Raw genomic sequence first — 14,785 nt, forward strand, 5'->3', positions numbered from 1 at the left:
ACCATGGGCACATGACGTACGGAATCCGGGAGGCGAAGGCGGAGGACTGGCGGGAACTGCGGGACCTGCGGCTTGCCGCACTCGCGGATCCAGTGGCGCCCGTCGCCTTCACCGAGACGTACGACCGTGCCGCCGCACGGGCCCCGCTGTTCTGGCGCAAGCGCGCCGGCGAGGCCCGGAACGGACGCCCCATCACCACGCTCGTCGGCGAACTCGCGGACGGTTCCTGGGCGGGCATGCTGACCGTGTTCGTGGAGGACGGGGAAGCGAATGTGGTGGCGGTGTACGTGCGCCCCGAACACCGCGGCAGCGGTCTCGCGCAGCAGCTGTTCGACGCCGCGCAGAAGTGGTCGTGGGCCCGCTCCGACGTGGCGCGGATGCGTCTCGACGTGCACGAGGGCAATCCGCGGGCGGAGGCCTTCTACCGGCGGTACGGCTTCGTCCGCACCGGCTCCTCCAGGGCCGATCCCGTGCACCCGGGCGCTCTCGAATGGGAGATGACGTTCGAGCGTCCCGGCGGGGGCGGACCGTCGGCCGACCGCTGAGTTCCGCTCCGGTCAGTGCATCCGGTCGGCCAGGCCCGGCCACCAGGTGCGGAGTTGTTCCTCGGAGCGCACCACGGCGTGTGTCACCAGGCCGGCCTCCTCACCCTCGGCGAGCAGCGACGGAAGTTCCGGGAGCGGCGCGACGGTGGCCGGCTGGTCCAGCACGAGAGTGATTGGTGGGTCGAGCCGGCCGGAGGATGACCGTGCGGCCATGCGGCGGCCGTGCCCGACCACGGCTGAGGTGAGCGCCGTCAGCAGAGGCGTCACGCCCGGGTCCCCGCGGTACGGAGCCTCCACGGACGCGCCCACGATGTAGAGACTTCCCCCTTCCGGGGCGAACGATTCCCACGCGAGGCGATCGGTTCGGGACGCAGTGCACGCGTTCCGCACGTGCAGCGTGGAGAGGCAGGTCAGCGCCCTGCGGATGCGTTCCGTGGCGGCTTCCCTCCTCTCCGGGTGTCCCGTGAGGGCGGCCTCGAGTTCGCCCGCCGCACCCGCCGTGGCGCCCGGGTCGGTGCGCAGCACGCGGACGGCGTCCTTGCAGGAGCCGCCGAGCGCCCAGCGGTGCACCTGACGGAACGGTTCGCGGGCGACGGCCGCCGCGTGCAGCCAGCAGCGGAGCAGCGTTCGGGCCGTGTCGTGGACGGCCTCCTCGCTCATCGCCGGACGCCGGACAGGAGCGAGCAGCGCGGCGGCCCGCGTGCGGGCGGTCGCCATGTCGGCGCAGCCGTGATGCGGCGCCCACCGCAGCCGCACCGGGCAGTCCGTGCGCTGTTCGGGGTCGTAGACGTGCACCGGGCCCCGTTCCGCGCGTGCCGCTGCGGTGCGGGACCACAGGCCGGGGTTCGCCGTGACCACGACGAGCGGGCCCGGAGCGGCGTGGGCGGCCTCGGCGACGGCTCCGTCCTCCGGAGCCACGAGCAGCCCGGACGAGGAAGGTGTGGACGGCTGCGGTGGGATGCCGCTCGGCGGGTCCGCGTGTGTGCGGGCGTTGTGCTGCGGGAGCACCACGGGTGGGACGGGCGGCAGCAGGCCGGGCGAGGCGGTCTCCGGCCGCTGGGGAGGCTGCCGGGCTTCGTCGGCTTCGTGGAAGTCCTTCTCCCGGGGGCTCGGTCCTGCGGCAGGCGGGCCCGCACCCGGACCGGCTGCGTCCGGCCCGACGGCGGGAGCACCGGCCGGGGTGCCCGTGCCGGACGGGCCGGAGTCGAGTGTCGCGTTCTGCTTCTCCCGGCGGGAGGCACGTACCGCACGCCCACGTGTCACAGTGCCGATCACGAAGACGGCGAGCACCAGCAGCACCATCAGCTGGCCGATGAACACACCCCAGAAGAGGCCGAGGCCGGACAGCTGCCCCGCCGGGACGTCCGGCCACGCGCCGGCGACGTCCCGCGGATCGGTGGCGAGGTGCCTCAGCGCCAGGGGAGTGCGGGAGAAGCTCAGACCGTCGGGCCAGTGGCCGTGGCCCAGCAGGGCCGACAGCCCGGTCGCCGACCAGACCAGGCCCGCCGCCGCCAGCACCAGGGCAAGGGCTCCCACCAGCATGCCGTCCGGGACGCCCCGGTTGCCCTCCCGGCGCTCGCCGCCGGTGCCCCACCGGTCGCCCCCGGAACCCCGTTCGTACGGTGTCACGGTCAGGCCACCCCGGACGCCGGGCCGGAACCGCCCCGGCCGGGCGCACCGTCCATGGCCGCCGCCCGGGCCTCCGCCTCCGCCTCCAACTCGGCCTCCAGCGCCTCGGATGCGGACTGCGGCGACGAGTGCTCCGTCATCGCCCGGTCCGTGAAGACCAGCGGCCGCTCGGTCTCCGTCACCAGGTGCTTCACCACCTGCACGTTGCCGTTGACGTCCCAGACCGCGATCCCCGGGGACAGCGTCGGAATGATCTCGACGGCCCACCGCGGGAGGCCGAGTACCTGGCCGGTCGCGCGTGCCTCGTCCGCCTTCTGGGCGTAGACGGTGCGTGTCGAGGCCATCTTGAGGATGGCCGCGGCCTCCTTCGCCGCTGCCCCGTCCACGATGTCCGAGAGGTGGTGCACCACGGCCACGAACGACAGCCCCAGCCGTCGCCCGAACTTGAGGAGCCGCTGGAAGAGTTGAGCGACGAACGGGCTGTTGATGATGTGCCAGGCCTCCTCCACCAGGAAGATCCGCTTCCTCCGGTCCGGCCGGATCCAGGTGTGCTCCAGCCACACGCCGACGATCGCCATGAGGATCGGCATGGCGATGGAGTTGCGGTCGATGTGCGACAGGTCGAAGACGATGAGGGGCGCCTCCAGGTCGATGCCGACCGTGGTGGGGCCGTCGAACATGCCGCGGAGATCGCCGTCGACGAGCCGGTCCAGGACGAGCGCGACATCCAGACCCCAGGCACGCACGTCGTCCAGGGCGACGTTCATGGCCCGGGCCGACTCCGGTTCGGGGTGCCGCAGTTGCTCGACGATGTCGGTGAGCACCGGCTGGCGGTCCGCGACGGTGGCGTTCACGTAGGAGTGGGCCACCTTCAGCGCGAACCCCGAGCGTTCGTCGAGACCGTGTCCCAGGGCCACCTCGATGATGGTGCGCAGCAGCGCGAGCTGGCCGGTGGTGGTGATGGCCGGGTCCAGCGGGTTGAGGCGTATGCCCTGGTCGAGCGCCGCCGTGGGATCGAGGCGGATGGGAGTGATGCCCATCTCCTCGGCGATGAGGTTCCATTCGCCGACACCGTCCTCGCCCTGCGCGTCCAGGACCACGACCTGTCGGTCCCGGAACCGGAGCTGACGCAGCACGTACGTCTTCTCCAGCGCCGATTTGCCGTTGCCGGACTCGCCCAGCACCAGCCAGTGGGGGGCGGGCAGTTGCTGTCCGTACAGCTGGAACGGGTCGTAGATGTAGCCCTTGCCGCTGTAGACCTCGCGCCCGATGATGACGCCGGAGTCCCCCAGCCCGGGGGCTGCCGTGGGCAGGTAGACCGCCTGAGCCTGGCCCGTGGAGGTGCGGACCGGAAGGCGCGTCGTCTCTGTCCTTCCGAACAGGAAGCTGGTGAAGCCCTCGGTGAGGGCGCTCAGCAGATCGCGTGCCACAGGGAATCCCCCAGTCCTCAGCGCCGGATGCCGGTGGCGAACGGCAGCGTGTTGACGAACGCCCGGTGGTGCTCCCGGTCGCACCATTCCAGCTTCAGGTAGGACTTGCCGGCCGAGGCGCGGATCGTGCGCCGGTCCCGCGCCAACGCGTCGGGCGTACGCGACGAGACCGTGATGTACCCGACCAGGTTGACACCGGCGGCGCCGCTGGCGAGGTCGTCGCCGCGCTGGTCCACGCGGCCCTGCGCGGCGACGTCCCGCGGGTCGACCGTGCGGTTCATCTTCGCCGCGCGGCTCGCGTCGGCGGCGTCGTTGGTCTTCTCCGTGAGCATGCGCTCGATGGCCAGTTCCGTCGGTTCCAGGTCCATCACCACCGCGACGGTGCGGATGACGTCCGGGGTGTGGACCAGGAGCGGGGCCAGGAAATTGACCCCGACCGGGGTCATCGGCCATTCCTTCACCCAGGCAGTGGCGTGGCACCAGGGGGCGCGCGTCGGCGCCTCCCGGGTCTTGGCCGTCATGTACGTCGGTTCCCGGGCGTCCAGTTCCGCGGGCCAGGCGTTCCGCTTGGACATGGCCTGGATGTGGTCGACGGGGTGGTCCGGGTCGTACATCGAGTGCACGAGCGAGGCGAGCCGCGCCTGCCCGAGGGGCTGGCGCACCCGGATGTCCGCCTCGGCCAGGCGGGCGCAGATGTCGGTGAGTTCCCGCGCCATGACGACGGCGAGGCCCTCGTCCTTCGTCATGCGGCGCCCGCCGCCGGCGTCCGAGGCGCGCGCGGCCTTCGCAATGGCGGCGCTCTCCGCCGCCAGGTCCCGGCCGTAGTGCATGCAGGCCACCAGGTAGGCCCGGTGCTGCTCGCTGGAGGTGGAGACCATGGACTGGAGTTCCTCGTAGGACTCCTGGAGCCAGGGTGCCGCCCGGGTGTCGCCGCGCACCGCCACGTCCTTCGCGTGCGCGTCCGGGTCGGCGGGAAGCGTACGGGCGAGCATCTGCAGCCGCGTCACGAAACCGTCGCCGTTGGCGACGTGCTTGAGCAGGACGCCGAACCGGTCGACGAGGGCCTCCTGGTCCTCGCTGTCCCGCAGTCCGACGCCGGGGCCCTCGATCTCGATGGCGGCGGTGACGGTCCGCCGGTCGGCGTGCAGCAGCACCGCCAGCTCGTCGGGACCGAACGGGGCCGCGAGCCAAGTGATCCGGCCGACGCCGGGAGGGGGCACCACATCCGTCTCGGTCCCGTCCAGCCGGGTGCCGGCCTCGACCGCCCCGGAACGGTAGGTGGCGCCGCTGCGCAGCAGGCGCCGGTACGAACGGTCGATCTCGAACCACCTGTACATCGTGCGGCCGCGGTAGGGCACGTAGACGGCGGCCAGGGCGAGCAGAGGAAAGCCGACGAGTGCCGGGATCCGCGCCGACAGTGTCGGGACCAGCAGTCCGCTCATCATGCCGAGGAACGCGCCGACGACGATGAGCGCGATCTCGCCGGTCTCCCGGTTCTTCCCGACGACTGCGTTGGGCCGCGCCCGCCCGATCATGTACGTGCGGCGCGGCGCGACGGTCTGGGAGGGGGTCGTCATCGGCCATCACCTCCGGAACGATTCGATCCGCCGGTGGAACCGGCCTTGCCCGCGCCCGCGGCGCGGCTGCTGTGCGGGGTACGGACGGGATCGGCGGCGGACCTGCCGGGCGCGGGTGCGGCGCTGCCGCCGCCGGAGTCGCCGTCGCGCGTGCTGTGCGCGGCGACACCACCGGCGGCCGGATTGGCCGGTCGGCCCCCTCCCGAACCGCTCCGCCCGGCGTCGTCGGCCCCGGCGCCCCCTCCACCGCGGGCACCGTGCGTGGTGATGCCCTGCCGCAGCATGGTGGCGGGCGAGGCGACGACGGCGGCGGCCGAACGGGACGCGGCGTCCTGACTGGCGTTCCGGTGGCTCACGATCTCGTCCCCGAACCCGGGGACGAAGCGGTAGATCATCGCGGAGGCGAAGATGGCGAGCAGAATGATCGCCAGGCCGGAGACGATCGCGGAGAACGCGTTCGGGCCCTGGTCTCCGGCGAGGGCACCGGCAAGACTCAGCACGACCATGATGACCGGCTTCACCAGGATCACCGCGATCATGATTCCGGCCCAGCGGCGTACGTGGCCCCACAGATCCTTGTCCACCAGCCCGGCGTAGACGGCGGTACCGAGGAGCGCGCCGATGTAGAGCAGCGCGGCCCGGACGACCAGTTCCAGATAGAGAACCCCCGCGGCGAGGATCGAGATCAGCGAGACGACGATCAGCATGATGGGCCCGCCGCCGATGTCGTCGCCCTGCTCCAGCGCGTCGGCGAACGTGCCGAAGAACGCGTCGGTCCGGCCGCGGGTGCCGGACGAGATCGCTTCCGTCACGGAGTCCGTCGCCGTGACCACGGTGTACAGGATCAGTGGGGTGAAGGCCGACGCGAGCACCACGAGCCACAGGAATCCGACGGCCTCGGTGAGCGCCTGCATGAGCGGGACACCCCTGACGGCCCGCTTTGCGACGGCCAACAGCCACAGCACCAGCGTGAGGACGGTCGACGCGGCGAACACGACGGCGTACTGGCGCAGGAACGCCGGGTTCGTGAAGTCGACCCTGGTCGTCTCGTTGACGAGCTGCGACAGTTCACGGATCGTCCAGGAGGCCGCCTCGGCGCAGCCCCTCGCGAGGGACGAGAGGGGGTCGAGCACGCCGGCGTCGAGCCCCCGTGCGCCTCCACCTCCTCCCCCACCACTGCCCCCGGCGGCACCGCCGGTGCAGTGTTCCCTTGCGGGCCCGATGAGGAGGTCGCAGGGGTCTTCCGAAGGGCTCGGGGTCGGGGCCGCGGCGACCGGATGAGCTGCAGCCTGTGCTGTTGCGATTCCGGCTATGACGGCCAGCAGCCACCGGGATCTACCGGGCATAGGTAAACCCTCCGAATTCCTCTGCGGCCCGGCTGATTTCGTCGGAGTTGGCTGCCACCGAATCACCTGGAACAGGAGCCGGCCCGTCTTTCTGGTCATCATCGATGATCTTCCAGTCGCCGTTGACCCATTGCAGGTTGAAAGTCCAGGTCTTCCAGGTGGTCCGCACCGGGTCCTGCGATTCGGCCCCTGCCATGCCGATCAACCCCATGTACCAGACCGAGACCGATGCCTTGGAATCCTCGTAGGAGGCAATGTTCGTGCCCACCGGTACCGTGCGTGAGACGAACGTCTTTCCGGCCGGAGCTGCTCCTCGAGGATCAAGGCCCATTCGGTCGAGAAGCTCCTCGGAATAGGCCTTGTCCTGCTTTCCTTTGAGTTCCTCGGCTGAAGCGGGTGCATATACGGCATCCACAATGCTGTGTCGGGTGTCCCGGTTGAACATCCCGTCGCCGCCCAACGCCACGGCGTAGTTCGCCGCGGCGGACTGCGCTCCCTGGCGGGTGTGGGCGAAACCGGACGGTATGCCTGTTGCCGCGTCGGCGCCCTGCACGGGGCGCTCGCCCGTCGGGGCCGTGGGACGGGTGTCCGGGGAAGCGCTGCCGGATCGCTCGTCGTTCGGACCGGAGGCTCCGTTCCGGTTGGCGAAGGCAATCGCCGCGACGAGCAGCACCACGACGCCGACCACCATGAGCAGGCTGCGACCGGGGCGCCCGGAGGACTGTCTGCCGACGCCGTAGACGTCTCCGTCCTCGCCGGGCAGCCGGGTGCGGGTGCCGCGCGCCGGGCCGCGTCGCGTGGACGTGCCTGTGCCGACGGTACGACCCTGCTCGTCGTACTCGTCGTCGCCGATGCTCATGCCGGACGTGCCCCCTCATCCTCAACTGGTCAACCCGCTGTTGTGCATTGTCTCCTCACATGACGTTAGCTGTCGGAACGCTCGCGCGGGTCCTCCGTTTCCACAGTGGCAGGCATCTCTTCCGATGAGCTGCGCCTTGTTCGCACTTCCGCCCCACGGTTCCCACACGTCACGGGTGCACACCGGAACGGTGGGGCGGCTGGGGTGGGTCATGCCTGCACGAGTGAGGTGGCGCGGAGCGCCTGTCCGGTCATGCCCAGCGCCCGATACGTCCCGACGGCCGGTGCGTTGTGGCGGTGCACCATCAGTGCGGCCCGGCCGTGCCGGCTCACCAGGGCGTCCAGCAGGAAGGCGCACACGGCCTGGGACAGCCCCTTCCCGCGCATCTCCGGATGGGTGACGACCCCGGCCATGAACCCGCACGTGCTGCTCGACCAGGCTTCCGCCGCCACGGCCACCGGGCGTTCGGAACCACTGCCGTCCGTGTCGTCGAGAATGCCCGCCCACCGCTTCACGCCTCGTCGCCCCGGTTGCGCGTAGGAGCGCGGAAAGTGGTGGTCGAAGAGCCCCTCGGCAGCCTTCTCCGCGGCAGTGTCCAGCCAGACCACTTCCGGCCGGCTGCCCGTCCTCCGTTCCCGCCCCCGTGGCGTGCGGTGCGCCTCCATCCAGTAGAGCTCGCCCAGCAGGCCGAGCCCCGGGATGCGCTCCACCAAGCCGTCGACCAGTTCCGAGGGGCCGAAGATGCGGTACGACGGGCCGACTTCGTCGAGAACGCCCCGCACCAGGGGAGTGGTGTCGCCCACCTCTCCGGTGACGGCGAGCCGGTCGCGGCCCGAGAGGTCCGGGCTCGCCACGACCACGGCCGAGCCCTGGCGCCACGCCCTGACTCCCGGCCCCAGCTCTCCGTCCGGCCGTTCCTGGGCCGCCCACGCGATCCGGCTGTCGCCGGGTGCCGCCCTCTCGACCTCCGGCCAGCCCCTCAGTTCCTTCATGTCGTGGTGTCTATCCCACGGGTTCGAGCCGCGACCCCGGTTTCTTCGTCGGCGAACTCCGACTCCGCCCGGGTTCGCGACAGGCAGGCACCCGGGGTGCACGCCCGGTCCCTGCGCACTGGATAGTGTCGGCGGCCATGAGCGAGGGTGATCAGTTCGACGGGCTGGCGGAGCATGTCGTCAGCCATGTGGGTCCGGCCGTGAAGCGGTGGACGCCGACAGAGGACGACGCCGGCTACGGCGTCACTCTGCACTACCCGGAGGAGAGGCCGCTGCCGGTCGTCTCCGCCGTGACCAACGGCCTGCGGTACCGGCCCGTCAGATCACCGGAACCCGTGGAGCTGATCTGCACCCTGCAGACCGGCCAGGAGCCCGCCGCTCTGCACCTGGTGCACACCGCCGCCCGGTACCTGCTGCGCGACGCGGAACCGAAGCCGCTCGCCGTCCAGGACCAACTGATCGCGAGCGACGACCTGTTGGTGCCCCGTACGCAGATCCGCGGCCTGCTCTTCGGCGTGCACCCGGTGTTCCGCGGTGTGTCGTCGTTCGCCGGCAAGGGCGGTGCGACCGTGCTGCGCTACCTGACGCTGCTCCCGCTGACGGCCTCGGACATCCGCTTCCTCACCCAGGGGGACGAGGGCCCGGGGCGGCAGGAACGGTTGTGGCAGCGGTGGCGTGCGGACCGCGTGGAGTTCTGGGACGTGGAACGCAGCGGATGACGCCGCGGCGCGCCCGTTCCCGCTTCCGCCGGTTGCTCCTCCCGCTCCTTCCACAGCCTGTGGAAGGTCTCCCCCGGAGTGCGCGAGGCGGACGGCGCGTGCGGCGGGTCCTCCCGGACCGGAAAGGAGGCTCGGGCGTTCCGGTGGGTCAGGCCCAGCGCGTTCGGTCGAGCCAGAAGTGGAGCAGCCCGGCGTCGCCCAGCACCTCGACCGGCCCCGCGTCGGGCGGAAGCCGTCGGTGCAGCACCCGCATCACGTCGGTCAAGGGGCCGCGCACCGTGACGGTGGCGGAGCTGCGGGCGCGGCGCCAGCGAATGCCGGCGGGACCGAGGGAGATCGTCCACGCGGCGTCGTCGCCGGACCCGCCCTCCGGTGTGTCCGTGGCGTGGAGCAGGAGGCTGTGTCCGGCGTGGCGGCGCAGGTCGTGCATCCCGGGGTCGTCCGCGGACGCCAGGGTCAGCAGGTCCAGCCACTCCTCGATGCAGTCCGCGGCGAGGTCCGCCGCCACGCGGTAGGTGGTGGTGTCCGCCGCGGCTCCCGAGGCGTCGGCACGGTGGACCACGGTCTCGTGGGTCATGCGGCGGGCCCAGAACCCCGACGACTGCTGCGGCACCCAGGTCCACACCTCGGCCGCCGCCCCGGCGTCCCGCAGCGCTTCCGCCAGCTGTTCCGCGCCGGACGCGAGCCATGCGTCCAGGTCGTCCGGTGTCCCGCCCCGCGGGCCGTGGAAACCGGGCGCGGTGTCCTCCGCGACCTCCTCGGTGGCGCGGGTGCGGACGATCTCGTGCACCCAGCGGTGCGCCCCGCCGACGTGGACGGCCAGTTCGCGCAGCGACCAGTCCGGGCAGGTCGGTACGCGGGCGGAGAGGTCGGTCCCGCCGAGTGTCCGGCGCAGCAGCCGGGTCTGTTCCACGATCTCGTCGCAGTACCGGTCGTGGTCGAGACGTGGCGCGGGGGCGAAGGTCGGACCGTCGGTCATGCCGGGACCCTGGACGCGGCACCGGCCGTGCGGCATCCGTATTGTGGCCCGTCCGCGTGTCCCCGGCGGTGGATGGCCGTCGGAGGAAGGGGCGTTCGGCAACTCCTGCACGTGGTCCCCGTCCTCGACGGCCGTGAGGTGCCGGCCGGTCACCACCGTGTTTCCTCTCGGCCGGAACCCGGCCCGGAATCCGGTGAGGTCCGGCCGGCGGCGCAGTTGCCACGTGCGGTGATGCCCCCGGCCGTGGTGCCGGTGTCCCGCTCAGCCGATTCCGCCGAGGAGGACCAGTGCGAGCAGCACCGTGGCGACGCAGGCGAGTCCGACGCCCGGTGTGCCCGGAGCCGGCGCGCGCGGGGGCTGCCGGTCCGGTTCGTCCCCGCGGCGGTGCAGCAGTCGCAGCAGGAACCCCGCGGTGAGCACCAGGGCGGTGCCCTGCCCGTCGAGTGCGGAGAGCAGGTCCACGGCCACCCGGGCCAGCAGTTCGGTGAGCAGTTCCATGCGCAGCAGCGCACCCATGGCACCCTCCTTCGGGGGATCCCGCCCCGTGGGGCGGGCAGTCCAGTGGATGGCTTTCTCGTCGGCAGGAACTCGTCGTTGAGCGCCGCCCATTGGTTGCACAACTCCCCACACGTGCGCCTACCCCTGCCGTCCGACGCCATCTCAGGACTACCGGGGCAGCCTGACCGCCGGTCCGCGGCAGGACGGTGGCACATGCCGGGCGACTGTGGGCCGTACGTCGGGACGACCGGTCGTTGCCGCCATCTGTCCGGACCTGTCCGGCAGTTGTAGCCTCGGCAGGTGGATTCCGGGAGCGAGGACGATGTCGGGGGAACACCCCGCTACCGGCAGGTGGCCGCCGACCTGCGGACCAGGATCCTGGACGGCCGGATCGAGCCGGAGGCGAACCTTCCCACGCAGCAGAGTCTGCGCCGTCGGTACGCCGTCGGGCGCGGAACGGTCCAGAGCGCCCTGGCGGTGCTGCGGGAGGAAGGCCTGGTGGAGGACGGTGTGTCCGGCCGGGCGGCCCGCGTCGCCCGGCGTGGCGGCACGCTGCAGCCGCTCGGTCACCACATCGCGCGGGCCTTCGCGGCTCGGCACGTGCGGCTGGACGTGTGGGCGCTCACCGCCGAGCAGCTCAGCAAGGCGGTGCAGAACCAGACCGAGGCGATCCGGGCCGGCGAGTTCCGCCCGGAGTCCGTCGCGGTGCGGGTGCTGCTGCCCGACCTCGAGGCGCGTCACCCGTACCCGTGCCGCGTGGACGACCCCGACGATCCGCGGCCGCTGCAGCGGCTGCGGCACGTCATCCGCACCTATGCCGGGGCGCTGGAGCACTCGTTGACCGCGCTGGCGGAGGAGCGGCTGGTGGACGACGTGCGGGTGGAGATCCGGGGCATGCCGACGATTCCCGGTGAGAAGCGCTACCTCATCAACGGCACGGAGATCCTCACCGGCTTCTACCAGATCCGGCGCAGCCACATGTACCACCACGCGGACGGGGTGTCGCTGGAGGTGCTGGAGCTCTACAGCGACGGCAGCCTGTTCCCCCTGGTGCGGGGGGCGGGTGGTACGGGCCCGTTGGACGACGCGCGGTTCGAGCAGATCAGGCAGTGGTTCGAGACGCGGTGGGAGAACGTCGCGCGGCCGCTGCGGCTGGAGGGCTGAGGGGGCGTCGGCGGCGGCCTCTCAGGCGTCCGGCGGGCCGCCGCCGGGCCGGCGCACCGCGGTCGCGGCGGCGTAGCCGTGCGGGACGGCGTGGTCGGTGATCAGCCAACCGGCGAGCGGTTGGGGGTCGGGGCCGGCGCCGACGTGGGTGGCCGAGAGGTCCTCGGTGAGGCCGGCGCCGGTGGCCTTGAGGTAGGCCTCCTTGCGCGTCCAGCAGCGGGCGAACGCCGCCGGACGCCGGGCGCCGTCCAGTGCGCTGAGGGCACTGTGCTCCGCGGCGTGCAGCATTCCCGCGGTGTCGTCGACCGTGCGGAGTTCGGGGACCTCCTCGACGTCGGCTCCCACCGGGGTCTCCGCGAGGGCGATCATGACGAGGTCCCCGGAGTGGGACAGCGAGAAGTGGACCGGGTCGCCGGGCACGACGGGGCGCCCGTGCGGGCCGCCGCACCCCTGGCAGGGCTGCCGTGTCGTCACCACGTCCTGCGGCGGGACGCCGAGGCGCTCGCCGAGCAGCCGGCGGAGGGCGACGTGGGCGACGAGGTAGCGGTGGCGGTCGGCGGGGCGGGCGAAGGCGGCGGCGCGGTCGCGTTCCTGGGCATCGAGCAGCCGGGTGTGCGCCTCCGCGTCCCGCACGTGTTCCGTGACGCGCAAGAACCGGACGTCGGCGGCGCGGCCGGGACTCAGACCGCCATCCCGTAGACGATGGTGAACAGGGTGCCGAGGGAGCCGATGATGAAGACACCGGTGAGTCCGGCGACGATCAGCCCCTTGCCCTGTTCCGCGCTGAAGGTGTCGCGCAGCGCGGTGGCGCCGATGCGCTGTTTCGCCGCTCCCCAGATGGCGATGCCGAGGCAGAGCAGGATGGCGACCGCCATCACCACTTCCACCATCACGCGGGCCTCCTGGCCCAGGGAGCCGAACGGTCCCCAGTCGGGAGCGATCCCACCGATGATGGTGCTGATGTCACCCTTGTCGGCTGCCAGGAACATGTGGAACTCACCACCCCGATCGCACGGTTGGATCCCCCACGGATCCGCTCCCCCCGACTCTACGCCGACTTGTGGGATGCCGGGGTGACCGGTGATGGTTTGAGGGTGCGGAAACTGTGGGTGGGTGTGGGACTGGGATCGGGCCTGCTGGCCGGGTTCGTCGCGTTACTCGTCGTCGGGACTTTCGTGGCCGCTTCCGGGCTGCGCGGCATGCTCGGAGGGCAGGTGCCCTTGGCGAAGGGAGCTGTTCCGGCGGCCTATCAGGACTTGGTGAGCCGCTGGGGCGGCCTCTGCCCCGAGATCAACCCGGCCCTGCTCGCCGCGCAGCTGTACCAGGAGAGCGGCTGGCGGCCCGATGCGCGGAGCAGTGCGCAGGCGCAGGGCATCGCCCAGTTCATCCCCGGCACCTGGGCGACGCACGGCGTGGACGGCGACGGCGACGGCGACCGGGACGTGTGGGACCCGGCCGACGCGATCCCTTCCGCGGCCTCCTACGACTGCGAGCTGGCGCGCTACGTCAAGGACGTCCCCGGCGATCCGACGAGCAACATGCTGGCCGCGTACAACGCGGGTGCCTACGCGGTGATCGAGCACGGGGGTGTGCCGCCGTACACGGAGACCCGCAACTACGTGCGGCGGATTCGCGAGCTGGAGGAGAGCTTCGCCGCCCCGCAGGGCCGCGTCGACCCGTCCGAACGGGCGGCGGGAGCCATCCACTTCGCCCAGGAGAAGCTGGGGACGCCGTACCTGTGGGGCGGTGACGGTACCGCGGCCGACGGCGGCCGGTTCGACTGCTCCGGCCTGACCAAGGCGGCGTACGCCTCGGTGGGGGTGGAGCTGCCGCGTGTCGCGAACGACCAGTGGAACGCGGGTCCGCATCCCTCGCGCGAGGAGCTGCTGCCCGGGGACCTGGTCTTCTTCGCGTACGATCTGACGGACCCTCGGTCCATTCACCACGTGGGCATCTACGTCGGTGGCGGTTTCATGATCGACGCGCCCTACACCGGGGCGGAGATCAGGTTCGACCCGATCGGCACACCGGACTACTTCGGCGCCACGCGCCCGACGGTCCGATGACCCCCACGGGCGAGCACCGTGAGTGAGGCATTGGCCTTGAGCTGCATGAACGGGTCACCCTTCGATAACGTCGGGGTGATCTTTCGGTGGAGGGCGGAACGCGCAGCGGAAGTCGGCGCGTTGTCCGGTGCGGAATGGGCACTCCTCTATCGCCGGCGCCACCGCACGGGGGTACGGGGTCACGGGGCGGCAACTGCGGATCGACCGACCACATGAAGGGGCCGTACCGATGGCTGGATGGGACAACCCCGACGTCGACCTGCTCTACGACGTCAACGGTCTGGCCCAGGGGGCACCCACCTGGGCGGACCAGGTGATGGAGTACGTCGGCGAGTACGGCACGGTTCTGGCCGTGGTCCTGCTCGGCCTCTGCGCCTGGTGGTCGCTGCGGCGCCGGAGCCCCGACCGTGACACCGCCGCCGGCGCGCTGGCCGGGCTGGTCTGGGCGCCCCTCGCCGCCGCGGTGGCCCTGCTGGTCAACATCCCTATCCGGAACCTGGTGGAGAGACCGAGGCCGTTCGTCGACCACGACGGGCTCGAGGTCCTCGTGGGCGGCAAGAGCGACTTCTCCTTCGTCAGCGACCACGCGGCCCTGACCATGGCCGTCGCCGTCGCCATCTTCATGGTCAGCCGCACCTACGGACTCCTCGGCATCGCCGTCGCGGTCTTCGCCGGCTTCAGCCGTGTCTACATGGGGGTCCACTACCCGACCGACGTCATCGGTGGCCTCGCCCTGGGCACCGCCGTCGCGCTGCTGCTCGCCCCGCTGGCGCTCTGGTTGCTGACCCCGCTGATGCAGGCGGTGGCGCAGTCGCCGAGGGCCGGCCGTCTGGTCTGGGCGGGCGCCGAACCGTCCCCGGGCGCAGCGGGCGGCGGCGCGGCGACGGCCGGTCGGGGACCCACCGCTCGGACCACCGGCCCGTTCGGGCCCCAGCCGGACAGCGACCTGGCGGCCTGATCCACCTGCACCGCGGGGGCGGA

The 14,785-nt window shown here is 71.9% G+C and carries 15 protein-coding genes; 5 read left to right on the top strand and 10 right to left on the bottom strand.

What is annotated here, in order from left to right; genetic code table 11:
- Positions 1-11 precede the first annotated feature (11 nt).
- The gene (locus tag ACL06G_RS15680; protein WP_412836220.1) at positions 12-545 is read left to right on the top strand and encodes a GNAT family N-acetyltransferase; all 534 of its coding nucleotides are present in this window, start codon (positions 12-14) and stop codon (positions 543-545) included.
- 12 nt (positions 546-557) lie between these two features.
- On the opposite strand, the gene ACL06G_RS15685 is transcribed toward ACL06G_RS15680, so the two are convergent.
- The 6 genes from ACL06G_RS15685 to ACL06G_RS15710 form a co-directional block, all read right to left on the bottom strand.
- Entirely contained in the window at positions 558-2,174 is a 1,617-nt protein-coding gene (locus tag ACL06G_RS15685) for a type IV secretory system conjugative DNA transfer family protein (RefSeq protein WP_412836182.1), read from the bottom strand.
- A gap of 2 nt (positions 2,175-2,176) precedes the next feature.
- On the bottom strand, positions 2,177-3,604 hold the full coding sequence (locus tag ACL06G_RS15690) for an ATP-binding protein (protein ID WP_412786284.1): 1,428 nt from the start codon (positions 3,602-3,604) through the stop codon (positions 2,177-2,179).
- 17 nt (positions 3,605-3,621) lie between these two features.
- Complete coding sequence (locus ACL06G_RS15695; protein WP_412836183.1) at positions 3,622-5,181, bottom strand: SCO6880 family protein; 1,560 nt, start codon at positions 5,179-5,181, stop codon at positions 3,622-3,624.
- On the bottom strand, positions 5,178-6,527 hold the full coding sequence (locus ACL06G_RS15700; protein WP_412836184.1) for a hypothetical protein: 1,350 nt from the start codon (positions 6,525-6,527) through the stop codon (positions 5,178-5,180). The genes ACL06G_RS15695 and ACL06G_RS15700 overlap by 4 nt, the downstream gene beginning before the upstream one ends.
- Positions 6,517-7,386, bottom strand: coding sequence for a DUF8175 domain-containg protein (locus ACL06G_RS15705; RefSeq protein WP_412786281.1), 870 nt, complete (start codon positions 7,384-7,386; stop codon positions 6,517-6,519). The genes ACL06G_RS15700 and ACL06G_RS15705 overlap by 11 nt, the downstream gene beginning before the upstream one ends.
- 209 nt (positions 7,387-7,595) lie before the next feature.
- Positions 7,596-8,378 carry a GNAT family N-acetyltransferase gene (locus ACL06G_RS15710; protein ID WP_412836185.1) on the bottom strand — a complete coding sequence of 261 codons (783 nt, stop codon included), beginning with the start codon at positions 8,376-8,378 and terminating at the stop codon, positions 7,596-7,598.
- A 137-nt stretch (positions 8,379-8,515) separates the two neighbouring features.
- Here ACL06G_RS15710 and ACL06G_RS15715 point away from each other — a divergent pair, with 137 nt between their 5' ends.
- Positions 8,516-9,097 carry a suppressor of fused domain protein gene (locus ACL06G_RS15715; RefSeq protein WP_412786279.1) on the top strand — a complete coding sequence of 194 codons (582 nt, stop codon included), beginning with the start codon at positions 8,516-8,518 and terminating at the stop codon, positions 9,095-9,097.
- Positions 9,098-9,245: 148 nt separating this feature from the next.
- Here ACL06G_RS15715 and ACL06G_RS15720 read toward each other — a convergent pair whose 3' ends face one another.
- Positions 9,246-10,076 carry a maleylpyruvate isomerase N-terminal domain-containing protein gene (locus ACL06G_RS15720; protein ID WP_412836186.1) on the bottom strand — a complete coding sequence of 277 codons (831 nt, stop codon included), beginning with the start codon at positions 10,074-10,076 and terminating at the stop codon, positions 9,246-9,248.
- Positions 10,077-10,337: 261 nt separating this feature from the next.
- Complete coding sequence (locus tag ACL06G_RS15725) at positions 10,338-10,592, bottom strand: hypothetical protein (RefSeq protein ID WP_412786277.1); 255 nt, start codon at positions 10,590-10,592, stop codon at positions 10,338-10,340.
- Positions 10,593-10,874: 282 nt separating this feature from the next.
- Between ACL06G_RS15725 and ACL06G_RS15730 the strand changes: the two genes are divergently transcribed.
- Positions 10,875-11,738 (top strand): winged helix-turn-helix domain-containing protein, encoded by an 864-nt coding sequence (locus ACL06G_RS15730; RefSeq protein ID WP_412786276.1) that lies wholly within the window; start codon positions 10,875-10,877, stop codon positions 11,736-11,738.
- Positions 11,739-11,759: 21 nt separating this feature from the next.
- Here the strand turns inward: ACL06G_RS15730 and ACL06G_RS15735 are convergent, their stop codons facing one another.
- Positions 11,760-12,389 carry a 4'-phosphopantetheinyl transferase family protein gene (locus ACL06G_RS15735; RefSeq protein WP_412786275.1) on the bottom strand — a complete coding sequence of 210 codons (630 nt, stop codon included), beginning with the start codon at positions 12,387-12,389 and terminating at the stop codon, positions 11,760-11,762.
- Between the two features lie 29 nt (positions 12,390-12,418).
- Positions 12,419-12,727: a DUF8827 family protein gene (locus tag ACL06G_RS15740; protein WP_412786274.1), complete on the bottom strand. Its 309-nt coding sequence runs from the start codon at positions 12,725-12,727 to the stop codon at positions 12,419-12,421.
- Between the two features lie 105 nt (positions 12,728-12,832).
- Here ACL06G_RS15740 and ACL06G_RS15745 point away from each other — a divergent pair, with 105 nt between their 5' ends.
- Both ACL06G_RS15745 and ACL06G_RS15750 read left to right on the top strand, forming a co-directional pair.
- Positions 12,833-13,804 (top strand): C40 family peptidase, encoded by a 972-nt coding sequence (locus ACL06G_RS15745; protein WP_412786273.1) that lies wholly within the window; start codon positions 12,833-12,835, stop codon positions 13,802-13,804.
- Between the two features lie 229 nt (positions 13,805-14,033).
- On the top strand, positions 14,034-14,762 hold the full coding sequence (locus ACL06G_RS15750) for a phosphatase PAP2 family protein (RefSeq protein WP_412786272.1): 729 nt from the start codon (positions 14,034-14,036) through the stop codon (positions 14,760-14,762).
- Positions 14,763-14,785: the final 23 nt, after the last annotated feature.

Source organism: Streptomyces callyspongiae (assembly GCF_047200695.1).
Lineage (GTDB): Bacteria > Actinomycetota > Actinomycetes > Streptomycetales > Streptomycetaceae > Streptomyces.